Origin of the sequence: Streptomyces sp. NPDC087901 (assembly GCF_044742205.1) — a bacterium.
In the GTDB taxonomy this organism is placed as follows: Bacteria; Actinomycetota; Actinomycetes; order Streptomycetales; family Streptomycetaceae; genus Streptomyces.
Genome location: NZ_JBIUUC010000017.1, coordinates 74,412 through 90,068, shown reverse-complemented (window position 1 = coordinate 90,068; position 15,657 = coordinate 74,412). Strand labels below are relative to the sequence as shown.

Genomic DNA, 15,657 nt, shown 5'->3' with positions numbered 1-15,657 from the left:
CCGGCGACCCGCAACCGGCAACCGGCTGACGAACGTCGTAGGGCGTGTGCCGTGTGCCGCATGCCGTGTGCCGCATGCCGTGCGCCGTGTGCCGCATGCCGTGTGCCGTACGGCGTGTGCCTACCGGGTACGGATGGCTGTCGCTTCCGGGAGCACGCGGTCTCCCCCTCGGACCGACACCGGTGCCCGCACACCTACTTGACGGATCCCGCCAGGCCGGGGGCGCCGGAAGTACCTGGCCGGCCGGATCCGGGCCCGGGCGCCGCGGGCCCGCCCCCGGGTGCGTCCCGAGGTGGGACGGGCCGGGGAGGCCCGGTCCGATGGATTACGCCAGGAACGCCGCCACAGCCTCCGCGAACCGGTGCGCGTCGTCGATCCACGGATGGTGCCCGGCCCCCTCCTGGACGACGAGCACCGCGTCGGGGAACAGCCCGGCGAAGGCTGCCGTCGAGCGGGGCGGGCTGTTCAGGTCGAACTCCCCGGCCAGCAGCAGGACGGGCGCCGCGAAGGCGGCCAGCGCCGCGCGGGTGGCCACCGGATCGAAGGCGCCCTCGGCCCCGAAGCGGGCGACGGCTTCCGGGTTGGCCGGACGGCTCGACGCGTGGTGGGCGCGTGCCGCCGCGTCCCACCGGCCGTAGAAGAACGGGGCGACGGCCGCCCAGTCCGTACCCGTCCCCCGGGTGATCGCCTCCAGCGCGTCGAACGCGGTCGGGAACCACGGCTCGTCGCTCCGCAGCCGTGCGAGCTCGCGGCGCTCCTCGCCCGTGGTGTCGATGCCGACGGCCCGGGCGCCGGGCGCGATCAGGGCGAGCCGCCCGACGCGCGAGGGGTGGCGGGCGGCGTACTGCACCGCGATGTTCGCACCCGCCGAATGACCGAGCAGGTCCGTACAGGCAAGGCCGAGGTGGCGTCGGAGCGCCTCGACGTCGTCGACGAGGTGGTCGCAGCGGTAGGTGGAGGCGTCCTCGGGGACCGCCGACCGGCCGGTGCCACGCAGATCCGGAACGATCAGCCGGCGGTGGGCGGACAGGCCTCCGAGGTCGCCCAGGTAGCGGGAGTCCGCGGGGCCGCCGGGGATACAGACGACGGGGTCACCCTCTCCGTGCGTGCGATAGGCGAGCCGGGTTCCGTCGGATGCGCTGAAGGTGGCCATACGGGCGATCCTCTCAATCATAACCAGGTTGTACAACCTGGTTATGGAAGCGTCGGTCCCGGTATATAACTGAGGTGTGGCAGCCGGAAAGAGCACTGAGAACACCCAGCACGACGCGGGGACACCGCCCCCCGCAGCGCTGACCGAGGAGCAGGCCGGGCGGATGCTCGCGGGGATGAACGACGTCATCCGCGCCGGCGAGGAGATGCGCAGGCTCCGCGCCGAGATGATCAAGGTTTTCATCGGCTTCGGCTGGACCCAGGACCGCATCGCCCGGCTCACCGAGATGAGTCAGCCGGCCGTGTCCAAGCAGGTGACGAAGTACCGGGACGCCGATCCCGCACCCCCGATGGACCTCTCCCTCGGCCAGCACGACGCACCATGGCTCGAAGGGCGCCTGTGGGGCCTCGCCGAGGACCTCTCGGAGACGTACGCCGAAACCGCCCGCTGCACCCGCTGCGTCGGCGCGCTCGCCCGGGGGAAGAAGCGCTTCACTCCCGAGAACGTCGATGAACTGCGCCGGCTGGTCGAGGAAGACCTGCGGCTGCATGCCGCCGAACTGCCCGACGGCCATCGGAGGGCGTACGACGAGATCAGCCGCAGCCTCGACGTACGGTCCGGCACGGCCGCCGCCCCGGCCGGCCCGGCCTCCGTACGCCGCACCCTCGCCCACCGGATCCAGCGCGACCGGCTGAGGGGCGGAGCCTGAACCCTCGCCCCGCCTCAGGTGCTGCGGGCGCGGGCCGCGAGGGCCGCTGCCAGGACGCTGGGCACGAGCAGCAGGCCGAAGGCGGCGGCGTACCCCGGCAGGTCGGCGGAGCCGAAGCCCAGGAAGAGGTTGAACACGGCGGAGGCCACACCCATCACCGCCATCTGCCCCAGGTTCTGACTGGTCTGCATCGCGCTGCTGGCGTATCCCTGCCGGCCCGGCGGGCTGTGCGTGAGCGAGAGCAGGGTGAGCGAAGGGGCGACCATGCCCATGCCGACGGCCGCGAGGACCATGGCCCCGGCGACGGTCAGTGCGGGCAGCGTGGGCAACGTCCCCACCGCGGCGACCGCCACCGCCGCGCCCATCACCAGGGCGCCGGCCGTCACCAGCCCGTGGCGGGAGACGCGCCCCTGGAGGCGGCCCTGCAGCCAGGAGGAGCCCGCCCAGGCGATGGCGGCCCCGGTGAAGGCGAGACCGGTCTGCACGGGCGGCACCCGCCGGGCGGTGGTCAGCAGCAGGGGCACGAAGGCCTCCAGGGTGAAGTACGCCCCCGACGTCAGGCCGCGCAGCAGTACTGCGGCGGGCAGTCCGCGCGCGGCACGCCAGGTGCCCGGCGGCAGCAGCCTCGGCACGAACACCACCAGCAGGGCGAGCCCCGCCGCCCCGCACAGCAGATGGCGTACGTCCCAGCCCGAGACGGCGTACTGCCCCAGCGCCGCCCCCACGCTCACCGCCGCCGCGACCATCAACGCGGGACGCGGTGTCCGGTCCCCGGAGGAATCCGACGCCGCCGGACCGGGTGCAGGCAGACCGGGCTCCGGCTCCTTCGAGGACGCCTGCCAGGAGGGGCTGCGCAACATGACGACCACCACCAGCGACGGGATCACGGTCAGGGCGGCCAGGCCGAAGAACACGACGCGCCAGGACCACCAGGCGGCCACGAGACCCGCCAGCGGCGGGCCGGTCAGCGACGGGATGATCCAGCAGGTACTCATCAACGCCAGGGCCCGCGCCCGCAGTCGGTCCGGGTAGGCATGGGCGATGGCGGTATTGATGGCCACCGCGATCATCCCGGCCGCCACCCCGTCCAGGAAGCGCCCGGCCGCCAGTTGCCAGATGGTGGTGCTGGTGGCCGACACCACCAGGGTGACCACCGCCAGCACCACGCCCGCCGCCAGTGGGCGCCCCGCCCCGGCGCGGTCCGCCCAGTCACCGCCCAGCACCCCGCCGAACAGGCTCGCAGCGACGAAACAACCCGCCACCAGCGGGTAGAGCGGCACGCCGTCCAGGTCGCGGGCGGCCACCGGCAGCATGGGGACGACGGCGAGGGCGGCGAACCCGGTCAGGAACATCACCGCGGCGAAGCCGATCGTGGCGGCTGCGTACTTCCGCGAGAACAGCCGCTCCTCGGCGGCCGCCGGCCGCGCCGGCGCCTGGCCGGTCATCGCGACCCGCCCGGCGCTGTCCCGTCATCTCCGTTGCCGCAGCGGGCACATGAGGCATACGCGGTGCCGTGGCAGGCATGTGCGCACCCGTGGACGAACGCTTTCGGATCATGGGTCACGGGCGTTCAAACTAGGCGGGCCGCACAACGGCCCGCCACCGGATTTCGTGCCGCCCCGCCTCCGTGGCCGTACCCTCGGCCGCATGGATGAGCTGCTGCCGCTCCTGATATGCGCCGGCGCCCTCGCAGCGGTCATGGGCTCCTTCGCCTGGCTGGCCGCGCGGGTCCGCAGGCGCGGCGTCGCCGGTTCGGTGATGCGTGCCGCGATGGCTTCGTACGACGAGGCGTTCCGGGTGACGGCCCATGACTCGTACTACGAGATCCAGGCGCAGGTGGAACGGCAGGCACCGATGGCCTCCCCCGACGATCCGTGGCGACCGGCACGCGATCGGGCAGCCGGCAGGCCGGGGACGGGGAGCACGCGGACGCGGACGCGTGGACCACGGGTGCGCCCTCTGCACGGCCTACGCCGGTGGTGGGCTCGCGGGCGCTGAAGCGCGACCCGCGGGCGGCCTGCGGACGGCCTGCGCGCGGCCCGGAGCCAAGGCGGCAACGGCGGCAACGGCGGCAACGGCGGCAACGGCGGCAACGGCGAGACAAGTCTACTTACGGACGATCCGCCACAGACCGAATTGTTACGCTGGCAGGCATGACCGCCATGGCACCCACCCGCACCGCACCGGACCTCTCATACCTCCTGGACCACACCAGTCACGTCCTGCGGACCCAGATGTCGGCAGCACTCGCCGAGATCGGACTCACCGCACGTATGCACTGCGTGCTGGTCCACGCCCTGGAGGAGGAGCGCACCCAGATCCAGCTCGCCGAGATCGGCGACATGGACAAGACCACGATGGTGGTGACGGTGGACGCGCTGGAGAGCGCGGGCCTCGCCGAGCGCCGGCCGTCCAGCCGCGACCGGCGGGCGCGCATCATCGCCGTCACCGAGCAGGGCGCCGCACTCGCCGCACAGAGCCAGAAGATCGTGGACCGGGTGCACGCGGAGGCCCTGAGCAGCCTTCCCCGCGGAGACCGGGACACCCTCCTGCGCGCCCTGAACCAGCTCGTCGGCGAGCACCTGGCCACCCCGGCCGAGAACCCGCGCCCGGTGCGCCGGGCCCGCCAGAGCCAGAAGTAGACGCCCGCCGGCACCCGCCACCGGGCCGCGAAATTCCCTGAGCCACCGGACCGAGAGATCCTCGAGCCCACCGGGCCGCGAGATCCCCGAAAAATAGAACCGAAAGAAATAGTCCGCAACAAAACCATCTGCTACGTTCTCTCTTGTCGAACCGACCGACAGGAGAGCCCGATGTCTGCCACCGCGCCCACCGTCCCCGCCCACACCCCGGCCCCCGCCCCCGCCGGGTCCCGCTCGCGCCGCATCGCCCTCGGCGTGATCGCCACCAGCCTGCTGATGACCGTGCTCGACGGCTCGATCGTGACGGTGGCGATGCCCACCATCCAGAACGACCTCGGGTTCACGCCCGCCGGCCTCAGCTGGGTCGTCAACGCCTACCTGATCGCCTTCGGCGGCCTGCTCCTGCTCTGCGGCCGGCTCGGCGACCTCCTCGGACGCAGACGGATGTTCCTGGCGGGCACCGCTGTCTTCACCGCCGCCTCCCTGCTCGCGGGGGCGGCCGGCTCCCCCGCCCTGCTGATCGCCGCCCGCTTCCTGCAGGGCGCCGGCAGCGCCATGGCCTCCGCGGTCGGCCTGGGCATCCTCGTCACCCTCTTCACCGAGAGCCGCGAACGGGCCCGGGCCATCGCCGTGTTCAGCTTCACCGGCGCGGCAGGGGCCTCGATCGGCCAGGTGCTCGGCGGGGTCCTCACCGACGCCCTCGGCTGGCACTGGATCTTCTTCATCAACCTGCCGATCGGCGTCGCGGTGCTCCTCGTCGCGGTGCGCGTCCTGCCCGCCGACCGCGGGCCCGGTCTCGCGGCCGGGGCCGACGCCGCCGGCGCGTTCCTGGTCACCGCCGGGGTGATGCTGGGCATCTACTCCGTCGTGGAGGTCGAGTCGTACGGATGGCTGTCGGCGCACACGATCGGTCTGGGCGCTCTCGCACTGGTCCTGCTCGCCCTGTTCGTCGTCCGGCAGGCCACGGCCACGGCCCCGCTCCTTCCCCTGCGAATCCTCCGGTCGCGCAGTGTCGCGGGCGCCAACCTGGTCCAGATCCTCATGGTGGCCGCGCTGTTCTCGTTCCAGATCCTGGTCGCGCTGTATCTGCAGCAGGTCCTCGGTTACGGCGCCACCGCCACCGGGCTCGCCATGCTGCCGGCGGCCGCGGTCATCGGCGCGGTGTCGCTCGGGGTCTCGGCCCGGCTGAGCGCACGGTTCGGCGACCGCAACGTCCTGCTCCTGGGGCTGGTCCTGCTGATGGGGGTGCTCGGCCTCCTCACCCGGCTCCCCGTCCACGCGCACTACGCCACCGATCTGCTCCCGGTGATGTTCCTCGCCGCCGGATTCGGCCTCGCCCTCCCGACGCTGACCGCACTCGGTATGTCGGGGGCGGGCGAGAAGGACGCCGGGCTCGCCTCCGGGCTGTTCAACACCACGCAGCAGATCGGCATGGCCATGGGTGTCGCCGTCCTGTCCACGCTGGCGGCCTCCCGTACGGACACCCTGCTCGCCGACGGCAGCAGCCGGGCCGAGGCGCTGACCGGCGGCTACCACCTGGCCTTCGCCGTCGGTGCCGGACTGCTCGCCACCGCCTTCCTCGTCGCACTCACGGTGCTCAGGCGACCGGACCACGCAAGTGCCGCCACCCACTCCGCCTGACCGCACCCCATCCCACCCAGCAACAACAGCAACAACAACCGGAGGACGGACCCATGACCACGCATCCCGCCACCCCCGCCGAGAACGAACCGCAGCCCGAAACCGGTGCCGACACCGACACCGAGACCGGCCCCGGCACCGGCCCCGCACCGCGCGTGCTCACCGAAGAGGAACTGTCCCGACTCCTCGGCGAGCAGCAGTTCGGAGTCCTCGCGAGCGTGCGGCGCACCGGACACCCCCACCTGACGACGGTGCTCTACTCCTGGGACGCGAAGGAGCGCGTGGTACGCGTGTCCAGCACCGCCGACCGCCTCAAGCCGCGTCAGCTGCGTACCGATCCGCGCGCCGCGCTGCACGTCAACGGCCCGGACGTGTTCTCGTTCGCGGTCGCCGAGGGCGAGGCGGAGGTGTCCGATCCGGCCGCCGTGCCCGGTGACGCGGTCAGCCGTGAACTCCTGTCCCTGACACCCGGTTTCGACGACCCGGTGGCGGAGGCCGCCTTCCTGGCCCAGGTGGTCGCGGACCGGCGCGTGGTGATCCGGATCCGGGTCTCCCGGCTGTACGGAACAGCGCTGGACATCCCCGCCGCGGACTGAGCGCAGGCGGCGGGGCCCCACCGGGGCCATGTGCGCGACAGGCGGAGGCTCTAGGATCCGGCCCATGGCTACCGACCCCGGCTACACCTGCTCCCGCTGCGGCGAACACCACACGGAACTCCCCATGGGGTACTCGACCATGGCGCCCGACGTCTGGGACGCGAGCCTGGAGGGCGACCCCGACAGCATGCTCTCGACGGACCAGTGCATCGTCAGACACGAGCACTACTTCATCAAGGGCCTGATCGAGATACCCGTGATCGGCAGCCGGGAGCCGTTCTCCTGGGGCGTCTGGGTGTCCTTGAGCCGGGAGAACTTCGGCCGCGCCCTCGATGTGTGGGAGACCCCGGGCCGGGAGTCCGAGAAGCCGTACTTCGGGTGGCTCACCACCGAGTTGGGGCTCTACTCCCCCCGTACGACCAACCTCAAGACCAACGCGCACACCCGCCCGATCGGCCGGCGCCCGCTCATCGAGCTGGAGCCCACCGACCACCCGCTGGCCGTGGAGCAGCGCACCGGCATCACGCTCGACCGGGTCCGGGAGATCGCCGAAGCGGTGCAGCACGCCGAGGACAGCCGATAGGGCCGGGAATCAGCCCTCCAGCCCCGACCGCAGTTGTACGAAGCCCTGCTCGGCAGCCTCGACCGCGTCCCCGTACACCTGGTCCGCGCTCCGGCCCTCGCTGATCCGCTGCCAGTTCTCCAGGGACAGGATGCGCAGGACCGCGATGATCTGGCCCGCGGCCAGCCGGTCCGTCACCCTGTCGCCCAGGGCCCGGGCGAGAGCGGCCTCGGCGCGGCTCTGGTACGCGTAGAGCCGGGCCACCAGGGACGGCGTCCCGTACAGCAGCCGGTGGAACGCCAGCACCTGCGGCACGTCGCAGAGGCCCGTGACCGGGTCGCGCCGGGCCAGACCGTCCAGGTAGTGGCGCCGCAGTGCGTCCAGCGGGGACTCGTCGTCCGCACGGCCGGCGACCACGCGCGCGGACTCGTCCTCGTGATCGGCGAACCGGTGGAGGGCCAGGTCCTCCTTGGCGGGGAAGTAGCGGAACAGCGTCGGCTTGGAGATGTCCGCGGCGGCCGCGATCTCCGCCACCGAGACCTTGTCGAAGCCGCGCTCCAGGAACAACGAGATCGCGGCGTCGGAGACCGCCTGATACGTCAGCTGCTTCTTCCGCTCCCGCAGACTCATGGGCGTACGGGGGGAGGCCGGCGCGCTCGCGTCCGCCTCGTCCGCTGCCGTCCGTGGGCCGGGCTTCTCTGCGCTCATGACCATGAAGCGTAACGCTTTCGCCCTCAAGCGAAATTGGCGTCAGACGGCGCCCGGGCCCGTACCGGAAGACTCTGTTCCGCCCCCCTGCGCGCGGGAGCGGATCAGCACGTCGACCCCGTCCAGCACCCGTTCGAGACCGAACGTGAACTCGTGGTCGGGCTCGTCCGGCGTCCACATGCCCTCGGTCGCCATCAGCCGGGAGAGCGAAGGGTGGCGCGCCGGGTCGACCAGCCGGTCCAACGTACGGGCGTAGCCCTCCATGACCTCCGTCTCCGATACGCCGCGGGTCTCGACGGCCGCGTCGAGATCGCCCATCAGCAGCGCCTCGTTCCGTACGAAACCACTGACCAGAAGGATGACGGAGATCCCCTCGCCCGCCCCCAGACCGGCGCCGTCGAGCGCCTGGAGCCCCTGCTCCCACCAGGCGACGGAGTTCGGGCTCGCGGGCGGTCCCGCGATGGGGATGCGGAGCATCCACAGATTGGCGTGGTAGACCCGGCGCATCGCCCAGGCCCACTGCGAGAGCGCCTCGCGCCAGCCGGCCTCCTCCTCCAGGGCGGGCAGCGGGGGCGGCGGGCCCATGGCCGCCTCCTGCATGAGTACGTAGAGCTCGTCCTTGGCGGCCACGTACCGGTAGAGCGACATGGTCGAGGCGCCGAGGTCCTTGGCGACCCGGCCCATGGACACCGCGCCGAGCCCCTCGGACGCCGCCACCGCCACCGCGGCGCCCACGATCCGGTCCAGGCTCAGCCCGGGCTTGGGCCCCTTCACCGGGCGCGCCCGCAGCCCCCAGGCCGCCTCGATGCTGGCCGGCAGGCCCGTACCGCCCGGCGAACCGTTCCCTTGCGTCACCTGAACCCACCTTCCCTTGACGGCCGTCCTAGTTATGCGTACGCCCTACGGAGTAAGGCGTATCACGCACACCGAAGGGCGTTCCATGCCGTCCGCCCCATGTCGCGCCGTAACGCCGTCGTGCCGTCACGCCGCCCCCTCCGTGCCGCCACCTGCCGTGGCCGAGGATTCAGGGGGCAGGCGGCGCGGTGACGGTGGGCGGATGGTCCCGGAACCACCGCACGTACGCCGCGATCACCTCGCGCACGCTCGGCTCCACCGTCAGCTCCAGGGGCCCGCGCGCGGCCTCTAGCGCCCCCTTGATCCGCCAGGCCAGCCGGGGCAACCGCTGCCAGTCCGGCCGGCCGTCGGACCCACGCAGCGCCAGCGCGGCCCGGATCACGTCCGTGTACACCGATTGCGCCCGCTTGTATGCCAGCAGCACCGCAAGATCCGATTCCCAGCCCTTGACGCACTCGGAACGCCGCTCCTCGACCACCCGCCGCCAGTCCCTGCCGACCCGCTCGGCCTCCTTCGCCGAATAGCGCATCAGGTGAAGGTGCGTGGCGAGGTCGTAGAGAGGATCGCCGATCATGGCGAGTTCCCAGTCGATGGCCCACAGGTCGCCCGTCGCGTCGACGATGAAGTTGCGGCGGTGCAGATCCCCGTGGACGAGCGCGAAGGCACGTTCCGTCAAGGATTCGGCCTGTCGTGCCAGCCCGCCCAGCGCACCGTCCCGCACCCCGAGGTCCTCGAACAGGGCGCGGTACGGGGCACCGTGCTCCCGGTACACCCGGTGTTCGGTGAAACGGAGCAGCCGTGTGAGGAATCCGCAGGAGTCCCCGTCCAGCGGCAGATCGGCACCGTCGCACACCCGCTGCGCCGCGATGTCGCGCACGTCGAACGCGACCAGCTCTCCGAAGAGGTCGCCGAGCTGCCGACGATGCCGCTCGGACAGAGCCTTGCTGGGCAATACGCCCTGCCCCAGCGTGCGGCCCTCGATGAAACCCTGGAGCAGGATCCCGCGCTCGACCTCGACGATCTCGGGAATGTGCGACACCCGCCCGGCCAGCGTCCGCAGCAGTTCCTCCTCCGACGCGAAACACCGCCGGTCGAACCAGAGCAGACCTCTGCGGGGCTCGCGGAGTTTGTAGCGTCCGGCGCGTCCGGGCAGCGAGATCACATAGGTCTCGTGGTGGTGGCCCTTGAGCGGGCCCTCGATCGACTGATCGGCGGCGGACAGCCCGGCTTCCATGTATCGATGCCTTCGGTGGTACGGAGTCCTGCCGGGAGACTACTGGCGCCGCCATTCGATACGGGCCGTGTCGCTCCGAAATCACCCGGCCGCGAGCCGGCCCGGCGAAGTTCCCTCCCTGAATCGCTCAGCGCTGATCGGCGGAGGCGACATTCAGGGCGTCTGTGAGCGTCGCCAGTCGCCGCACGATCACCTCCGCCCCCGCCCCGGCACCGAGTGCCTCCAATTTCCCGTCGTCGCTCGCATACCCGATGAAGGGCATCCCCAGCGCCGAGGCGGCCCGGAGGTCGGCCGGCGAGTCCCCGATCATCAGAGCGTCGGCCGCAGCCCACCCGGTCGATTCCAACGCCCGGACAAGACAGTCCGGATGCGGCTTCAGCAACCGTGGGGCGGCAGGCGCCCGGCCGTGTATGTGTGTGCCGAAGTGACGTGCCAGACCTTCCTTGCGCAGATAGTGCCTCACCGCGCCTGCGGAGTTGTTGGTCGTCACCGCCAGTCGGTACCCCGCTCGGTCCAGGCGCCTTATCAGAAGGCCGGCGCCTGCGGTCGGTTCGGCGCTCGCCGCCGCTGCGATCTCCTCCTCACCGAGTCGGCGTTCCAGTCGCTCGATCAGCTCGTCACCCAGGCCGGCGTCCGCCACGGCTACCAGTATGGCCAACGGATCGTCCTTGACTCCGTCCGCGCTCACCAGAGTGGGGTCACCCCCACCCGCAATCAGCTCTCGGGTCAGCGAGGCGGCGATCGTGTCGGCCCTGTGCCCGTGAAAGAGCTTGCACACCGGTCCGTCGAAGTCGAAGAACACGCACTTGGCGGAGGCGAAGAGGGCCTGCAACTCCGCTGGTTGCGGGTCGGTCACATCGCTCCGTCCGTCGGGAGGCAGAAGGTCGCCGAAGGCTTCCACCTTCCATACTGCCCTCAGACGCCGGTCACGACAGCGGACTCCGCCACACCCATCACCGGGGTTAAGAAGACAATTCAGGGCACTCCGTGTCAGGCATCCAGAACCACCGGGGTCGCGATGGTGGACCACAGGCTCTCGAACCATGCCGCGGACTGGGCCACGAACTGCTGATCCCGCACCCCGGCAGAACTTTCGAAGGGAAACAGCGTCGAGAGAGTTCCCAGAGTGTCGAAGATCCGGGTGGGAGCGCCCTCGATCATTTCCTCGCGCTCCTCCACCGTGTAGTACGCGAACAACGCCTCCACCCCGTTCAGCACATACAGCTTCACCGGCGGCGTGAACGGCAGCGCACGCATGGCCACGTCGATGCCCAGTTCACTGGTACTACGCAGCGATTCGAGGTTCTGCCTCAGCGCCCGTCCCTGGAGGTTGCGATTCCGCAGCCAGCGCGCGTGCACCGCTTCGTCGCCCTCCACGGGCTCCGCACGACGCGGAAAGGCCAGGGCGATGTCGCGGGCGGGGAACAGCACTCGCAGCTTCACCGAGCTCGGCTTGAGGCCCCCCGTCCTGATCCGCGTCAGCGACTCGGCCATCGCCAGCACGAGCGACTCCGCCGTCAGACAGAGCGCGTCGATGCGTACTTCGTCGTTCTCGAAGGCACTCAGCACCCTGGGTCCGAGCACCGCCGCCGTCTGCTGCGGCACCCGGATGCCGGGCCGGTTCGCCACCTTCGGTGGAGCCCCCCGGGTGACATCGGTCAGCAGCCCGTCCCCCTGAAGGCGCTGCAGGGCCAGCCGGACGACACCCCGGTCGACGCCGAACTCGCCCGCCAGCACGGCCTGGGTGGGCAGGGAGTCGCCCGGCTTCAGTTCCCCGGCGTGCATGCGCGCCCGTAGCACCTTCGCCACGTCCTCGGGCGAGGGCTTTCGGCTGCCGTTCATCGCTGTGCGCTCAGGAGTCACAACAGAACGCTACAACTTCTCACCATCAAGCGGGAGTTGTTAGAGAGTTGTTTATGAGATGGCACCAACTGGGAACAACTTAGGTAGTTGGCCGTAACGTTGCGGCACCTACGGCCCGCCATCTGAGAACCCAGCACCTTCCGCTCGCCCGTCCACCGTCGTACGGGTGTTGCTCGCGCATCGGCAGATTCCCCGAGCCTCTCCGCTCCCCACCTCCTGAGGAGGGACCGCCATGCCCTGGATCACCCTTGCCCTGGAACAATTCCTGCAGTGGAAACTCGGAGTCCTGGGAAGCGTGGGCTTCACTCTCACGGCAGTCGGGATCAAGTTCGGTAACGACAAGTGCCTGACCGTGGGGAGCGTGACCCTCGCGCTGCTGATCTGCCCCATACCCGACGGGCAGTGACTCCTGCGCGACGCACCGGTCGCTCAGCCTTGCGACACACGGCACCGGACCCCGCTCCCTGATCCGGCCCGATCCGAACGAAGGGCCCTAGGGCCTGTCCGGCGGATCTTCGTGGAGCAGCCCGCGGCGTCTGGTGCGTGCTGTCGGCGTGCGCCCGGATCACCCTCGTACTGGACGTACTCGGGTGATTCGGGCGTACGGCGAGAGTGCGTGCCAGGCGTCGCGGGCCCGCGAAGATCCGCCGGACAGGTCCTAGAACACATCCGGGCACCAAGCCCGCCGCCCCGCCCGCAGCACCCCGTCCGCCCGGGCCGCCGCGCCCGGGGTCAGTTCCTCGACGCGGCCCAGGGCCGCCAGGCGCGACACGCTCTCGTCACCCAGGTACAGCGTTCCCAACTCCCGTACGTCCATGGCCAGATCGGCCGAACGCGTCGTCGGGACGCAGGTGGCGCCGTCCGGTGTCGCCTCCAGGTGGAAGCGGCCGGCGGTGAGGCCCGTCGTGTCGTGGATGTCCAGGACGAGTGAGCCGGGCACCGCGTAGGTGCGGGCCTCCAGGGCGCGGGCGACGTCCAGGACGCGCACCCACAGGTAGTCCGCGTGCGTCACCACGCGGGCCGCGCGCGGGTCCGGGAGGAGGAGCGGGAGGAGGTCGTCGGGGGCGCGGTGGCCGGTGCGGATCGTGGCGATCCAGTCGATCGAGCAGAGGAAGTGCCACAGCGCCCGCTCCGCCGCCGGCGTCACCGCGATCATGCTGCGCACCGTCGCCCGGTTCAGCGGCTGCTTGGCATCGCCCCAGTTGGCGTCGGCGCGGTAGATCAGCAGCCCGTCGACCGTGCCGTCGGCGCCGCGGTAGACGGCGTAGAAGGGCTCGGTCCAGTGGTCGTGCGGGAAGACCACCTCACCGGTGTTGAGGTCCCACCAGCGTTCGCCGCGGCTCACCGCGCCGTGCCGGCTCGCCCGCAACCGGTCGTGCAGGGCCGGGCCCAGCTTGCGTACTTCCGCGCCGTCCACCAGGTCGATCCGGCCGCCGTCCTCGGCCGACGGGACCCGGCGGTGCGGGTCGAGGCCCGTTCGGGGGACGTCGATCTCCCACTCGGTGGTCCAGGCCGCCGGGCCGAAGCCGTACCGTCCGTAGATCGGGTACTCGGCGGCGATCAGCGTGGCGGCCACGTCGCCGCGCTCCTTCGCCGCTGCCAGGTCCGTGGCCATCATCCGGGAGAGCAGCCCGCGGCGCCGGTGCGTCGGCGACACCGTGACGTTGGTGACCGCGTCCGTCGGCACCGTGGCGCCACCGACGACCGTCAGCTCCTGCGCGAACGACCGGAACGTCGCCACGCACCGTCCGGCGTCGAACACCCCCTGGGTGCGCGCCAGGTCCAGGTACGGCAACCGCCCCGTCACCTCCTCGTCCGACGGAGTCGGCGCGCGCAGGAAGCCGGTGTTCACGGCGCGCAGCCAGTCATGGAGCTCGGGTTCGGCGATGGGGCGGGCGTCGAGGGTGCTCATCCGCCTCACGCTAGGCGGGAGGACCATGGATGTCACCGGCTTTTCGGGCGGCCGTCAGAAGGTCGCCCGGATCTCCCCGACCTCCGCGCTTCCGCCCAGCAGCGGCGCCCGGCCGATCCGCGACACCACCGGGGCATCGACACCGAGCAGGCCCAGCGCGCGGGCCAGCACCGGGCCGAGCGCCCGGGTCGAACCGTCGTCGATCTTGAAGGCAAGCGCCCGGCCGTCCGCCAGCGCCACCGCCTGGACGGCCTCCGCGCCCATCTTGGACAGCGTGCCCGGCACCTCCCGCATCAGCCAGGTGTCGGGCCGCCGGGTGCCGGCCACGTACTCGGGATGGGCGCGCATCGCGTCCGCCACCCGCCGCTCGGCCGTGCCCTCCTCCGCCGTGACGAACGTACGGAACGCCCGCGCGAGGCCCACCAGCGTGATCGCCATCAGCGGTGCCCCGCAGCCGTCCGTACCGACCGCGGCGACCGGCTCGCCCGCCGCGTCCTCGACGACCCGGTGGACCAGCTGCTGGAGCGGGTGCGCCGGGTCGAGGTACGTGGCCGTGTCCCAGCCGTTGCGCACGCACACCGCGAGCATCGCCGCGTGCTTGCCGGAGCAGTTCATCGTGATCCGCTCCCGGACGTGGCCCGCGGCGAGATACGTCTCCGCCTCCACCGGGTCCAGCGGCAGATCGGGCGGGGTCTGCAGATCGTCGGGCGACAGCCCGTGCTCGGTGAGCATCTTGCGTACGAGATCGAGGTGGAAGCCCTCGCCCGAATGGCTCGCCGCGGCCAGTGCCAGCCGCTCCCCGGACAACTCAAGACCGGCCCGCAGCACCGCTGCGGCCTGCATCGGCTTGTTGGAGGAGCGCGGGAAGACCGGCGCCGCCGGCTCACCCAGGGACAGCTCCACGCTGCCGTCCGCGGCCAGGACGACCAGGGACCCCCGGTGGTGCCCCTCGACGAACCCGGACCGGACGACCTCGGCCAGCACGGGGAGGCCGGGAGCCGGGCCGGCTATGCCGGACGGGGACGACGGGGCTGCGCTGGAGGTCATGGTGGCCTTCCGGGACGGGCGGGACCCGCTCCCGGAAGGATCGCTTCAGGTGAGCAGGTCGTCTACTTGTGCTTCCCCGTCACGGTACCTGCGGGCGATCTCCGCACTGCAATCGTCCGCAGTGCGCTGGAGCCGGTACCGGCGCCGGGAAACCTGCTGTTCGTAGCGGACCAGGCGTCCCATGGCGGTGTGCAGCTCTTCGTCCGTCCGGGCGTCGAGGTCGGAGAGTTCGACCTCGGCGAGCGTCTCCGCCGCCAGCTTCCGGTACTCGTCGGTGCGCGGCGTGCTGAGCGTGACGTGCCGTGCGGAGGAGCGGTGCAGCGACGGGGTGTCCGTGAGGATCTCCGAGAGCCGGTCCACCACCGGGGACTCGGGGTCCCGCCGCCGTGCCAGCTCGGCCCGCAGGATGTCGATCCGTCCCTGGACGAGCCGCCGCACGTAGCTGAGATCGGCCTCGTCACGCTGCGAGTCCCGCCGCAGCCCGCGCAGCTCGGGAAGCCGCAGAGCGCCCAGATCGAGCGGGGGCGATCCCGCGGTGCCGTCCTCGGAGCCGTGTCCGGTCCGCTGTACGGGTGGGCGCATGGTGCTCGTACCCGTACTGGCCTTGCTGTTGACGCCGGGGCGCGTGACCGGCACTGCGCCCGGGGACTGCCCGGTTCCATGCATGCTCATGCTTGTGTCCATCCCCTCGACCGGTGCGTCGGCACACCGCCTCCGTGCATGGTGCCACTCCAA

Annotated in this window: 17 protein-coding genes; 7 read left to right on the top strand and 10 right to left on the bottom strand. The window is 71.5% G+C overall.

Features of this window, described 5'->3' with window-relative positions:
• Window positions 1-325: 325 nt before the first annotated feature.
• On the bottom strand, window positions 326-1,153 hold the full coding sequence (locus ACIOEW_RS35525; RefSeq protein WP_401969124.1) for an alpha/beta fold hydrolase: 828 nt from the start codon (window positions 1,151-1,153) through the stop codon (window positions 326-328).
• A 76-nt stretch (window positions 1,154-1,229) separates the two neighbouring features.
• On the opposite strand from ACIOEW_RS35525, the gene ACIOEW_RS35520 reads away from it, so the two are divergent.
• Window positions 1,230-1,862 (top strand): sigma-70 family RNA polymerase sigma factor, encoded by a 633-nt coding sequence (locus ACIOEW_RS35520; RefSeq protein WP_401969123.1) that lies wholly within the window; start codon window positions 1,230-1,232, stop codon window positions 1,860-1,862.
• 14 nt (window positions 1,863-1,876) lie between these two features.
• On the opposite strand, the gene ACIOEW_RS35515 is transcribed toward ACIOEW_RS35520, so the two are convergent.
• A complete protein-coding gene (locus ACIOEW_RS35515; RefSeq protein ID WP_401969121.1) occupies window positions 1,877-3,307 on the bottom strand; it encodes an MFS transporter in 1,431 nt (476 codons plus the stop codon).
• 202 nt (window positions 3,308-3,509) lie between these two features.
• On the opposite strand from ACIOEW_RS35515, the gene ACIOEW_RS35510 reads away from it, so the two are divergent.
• The 5 genes from ACIOEW_RS35510 to ACIOEW_RS35490 all read left to right on the top strand — a co-directional run bounded on the left by ACIOEW_RS35510 (window position 3,510) and on the right by ACIOEW_RS35490 (window position 7,324).
• Window positions 3,510-3,860: a hypothetical protein gene (locus tag ACIOEW_RS35510; RefSeq protein WP_362552082.1), complete on the top strand. Its 351-nt coding sequence runs from the start codon at window positions 3,510-3,512 to the stop codon at window positions 3,858-3,860.
• A gap of 155 nt (window positions 3,861-4,015) precedes the next feature.
• A complete protein-coding gene (locus ACIOEW_RS35505; RefSeq protein ID WP_362552079.1) occupies window positions 4,016-4,504 on the top strand; it encodes a MarR family winged helix-turn-helix transcriptional regulator in 489 nt (162 codons plus the stop codon).
• Between the two features lie 171 nt (window positions 4,505-4,675).
• Window positions 4,676-6,145, top strand: coding sequence for an MFS transporter (locus ACIOEW_RS35500; RefSeq protein WP_401969119.1), 1,470 nt, complete (start codon window positions 4,676-4,678; stop codon window positions 6,143-6,145).
• A gap of 53 nt (window positions 6,146-6,198) precedes the next feature.
• The gene (locus ACIOEW_RS35495; protein ID WP_401969117.1) at window positions 6,199-6,741 is read left to right on the top strand and encodes a pyridoxamine 5'-phosphate oxidase family protein; all 543 of its coding nucleotides are present in this window, start codon (window positions 6,199-6,201) and stop codon (window positions 6,739-6,741) included.
• Window positions 6,742-6,865: 124 nt separating this feature from the next.
• On the top strand, window positions 6,866-7,324 hold the full coding sequence (locus ACIOEW_RS35490; protein WP_362552174.1) for a DUF2199 domain-containing protein: 459 nt from the start codon (window positions 6,866-6,868) through the stop codon (window positions 7,322-7,324).
• A gap of 9 nt (window positions 7,325-7,333) precedes the next feature.
• On the opposite strand, the gene ACIOEW_RS35485 is transcribed toward ACIOEW_RS35490, so the two are convergent.
• The 5 genes from ACIOEW_RS35485 to ACIOEW_RS35465 form a co-directional block, all read right to left on the bottom strand.
• Entirely contained in the window at window positions 7,334-8,011 is a 678-nt protein-coding gene (locus tag ACIOEW_RS35485; protein ID WP_401969115.1) for a TetR family transcriptional regulator, read from the bottom strand.
• A gap of 42 nt (window positions 8,012-8,053) precedes the next feature.
• Complete coding sequence (locus tag ACIOEW_RS35480; protein ID WP_401969113.1) at window positions 8,054-8,866, bottom strand: TetR/AcrR family transcriptional regulator; 813 nt, start codon at window positions 8,864-8,866, stop codon at window positions 8,054-8,056.
• Between the two features lie 169 nt (window positions 8,867-9,035).
• Window positions 9,036-10,100 carry a phosphotransferase gene (locus ACIOEW_RS35475; protein WP_401969111.1) on the bottom strand — a complete coding sequence of 355 codons (1,065 nt, stop codon included), beginning with the start codon at window positions 10,098-10,100 and terminating at the stop codon, window positions 9,036-9,038.
• A gap of 127 nt (window positions 10,101-10,227) precedes the next feature.
• A complete protein-coding gene (locus ACIOEW_RS35470; protein ID WP_401969109.1) occupies window positions 10,228-10,956 on the bottom strand; it encodes an HAD family hydrolase in 729 nt (242 codons plus the stop codon).
• A gap of 134 nt (window positions 10,957-11,090) precedes the next feature.
• Entirely contained in the window at window positions 11,091-11,963 is an 873-nt protein-coding gene (locus ACIOEW_RS35465; protein WP_401969107.1) for a FadR/GntR family transcriptional regulator, read from the bottom strand.
• Window positions 11,964-12,195: 232 nt separating this feature from the next.
• On the opposite strand from ACIOEW_RS35465, the gene ACIOEW_RS35460 reads away from it, so the two are divergent.
• Window positions 12,196-12,369, top strand: coding sequence for a hypothetical protein (locus tag ACIOEW_RS35460; RefSeq protein WP_362552058.1), 174 nt, complete (start codon window positions 12,196-12,198; stop codon window positions 12,367-12,369).
• A 252-nt stretch (window positions 12,370-12,621) separates the two neighbouring features.
• Here ACIOEW_RS35460 and ACIOEW_RS35455 read toward each other — a convergent pair whose 3' ends face one another.
• The 3 genes from ACIOEW_RS35455 to ACIOEW_RS35445 are packed head-to-tail and all read right to left on the bottom strand — an operon-like array spanning window position 12,622 to window position 15,594.
• On the bottom strand, window positions 12,622-13,875 hold the full coding sequence (locus tag ACIOEW_RS35455; RefSeq protein ID WP_401969105.1) for a GNAT family N-acetyltransferase: 1,254 nt from the start codon (window positions 13,873-13,875) through the stop codon (window positions 12,622-12,624).
• Window positions 13,876-13,929: 54 nt separating this feature from the next.
• Window positions 13,930-14,922: an asparaginase gene (locus tag ACIOEW_RS35450; RefSeq protein ID WP_401969103.1), complete on the bottom strand. Its 993-nt coding sequence runs from the start codon at window positions 14,920-14,922 to the stop codon at window positions 13,930-13,932.
• 45 nt (window positions 14,923-14,967) lie between these two features.
• The gene (locus tag ACIOEW_RS35445) at window positions 14,968-15,594 is read right to left on the bottom strand and encodes an ABC transporter substrate-binding protein (protein ID WP_362552049.1); all 627 of its coding nucleotides are present in this window, start codon (window positions 15,592-15,594) and stop codon (window positions 14,968-14,970) included.
• Between the last annotated feature and the right edge of the window lie 63 nt (window positions 15,595-15,657).

Bases quoted from the DNA above. Each gene is read 5' to 3' on its own strand.
- ACIOEW_RS35500 (WP_401969119.1), top strand. From the start codon at position 4,676: ATGTCTGCCACCGCGCCCACCGTCCCCGCCCACACCCCGGCCCCCGCC.
- ACIOEW_RS35495 (WP_401969117.1), top strand. From the start codon at position 6,199: ATGACCACGCATCCCGCCACCCCCGCCGAGAACGAACCGCAGCCCGAA.
- ACIOEW_RS35455 (WP_401969105.1), bottom strand. From the start codon at position 13,875: ATGAGCACCCTCGACGCCCGCCCCATCGCCGAACCCGAGCTCCATGAC.
- ACIOEW_RS35485 (WP_401969115.1), bottom strand. From the start codon at position 8,011: ATGAGCGCAGAGAAGCCCGGCCCACGGACGGCAGCGGACGAGGCGGAC.
- ACIOEW_RS35505 (WP_362552079.1), top strand. From the start codon at position 4,016: ATGACCGCCATGGCACCCACCCGCACCGCACCGGACCTCTCATACCTC.
- ACIOEW_RS35490 (WP_362552174.1), top strand. From the start codon at position 6,866: ATGGGGTACTCGACCATGGCGCCCGACGTCTGGGACGCGAGCCTGGAG.
- ACIOEW_RS35460 (WP_362552058.1), top strand. From the start codon at position 12,196: ATGCCCTGGATCACCCTTGCCCTGGAACAATTCCTGCAGTGGAAACTC.
- ACIOEW_RS35515 (WP_401969121.1), bottom strand. From the start codon at position 3,307: ATGACCGGCCAGGCGCCGGCGCGGCCGGCGGCCGCCGAGGAGCGGCTG.
- ACIOEW_RS35510 (WP_362552082.1), top strand. From the start codon at position 3,510: ATGGATGAGCTGCTGCCGCTCCTGATATGCGCCGGCGCCCTCGCAGCG.
- ACIOEW_RS35475 (WP_401969111.1), bottom strand. From the start codon at position 10,100: ATGGAAGCCGGGCTGTCCGCCGCCGATCAGTCGATCGAGGGCCCGCTC.
- ACIOEW_RS35450 (WP_401969103.1), bottom strand. From the start codon at position 14,922: ATGACCTCCAGCGCAGCCCCGTCGTCCCCGTCCGGCATAGCCGGCCCG.
- ACIOEW_RS35445 (WP_362552049.1), bottom strand. From the start codon at position 15,594: ATGAGCATGCATGGAACCGGGCAGTCCCCGGGCGCAGTGCCGGTCACG.
- ACIOEW_RS35525 (WP_401969124.1), bottom strand. From the start codon at position 1,153: ATGGCCACCTTCAGCGCATCCGACGGAACCCGGCTCGCCTATCGCACG.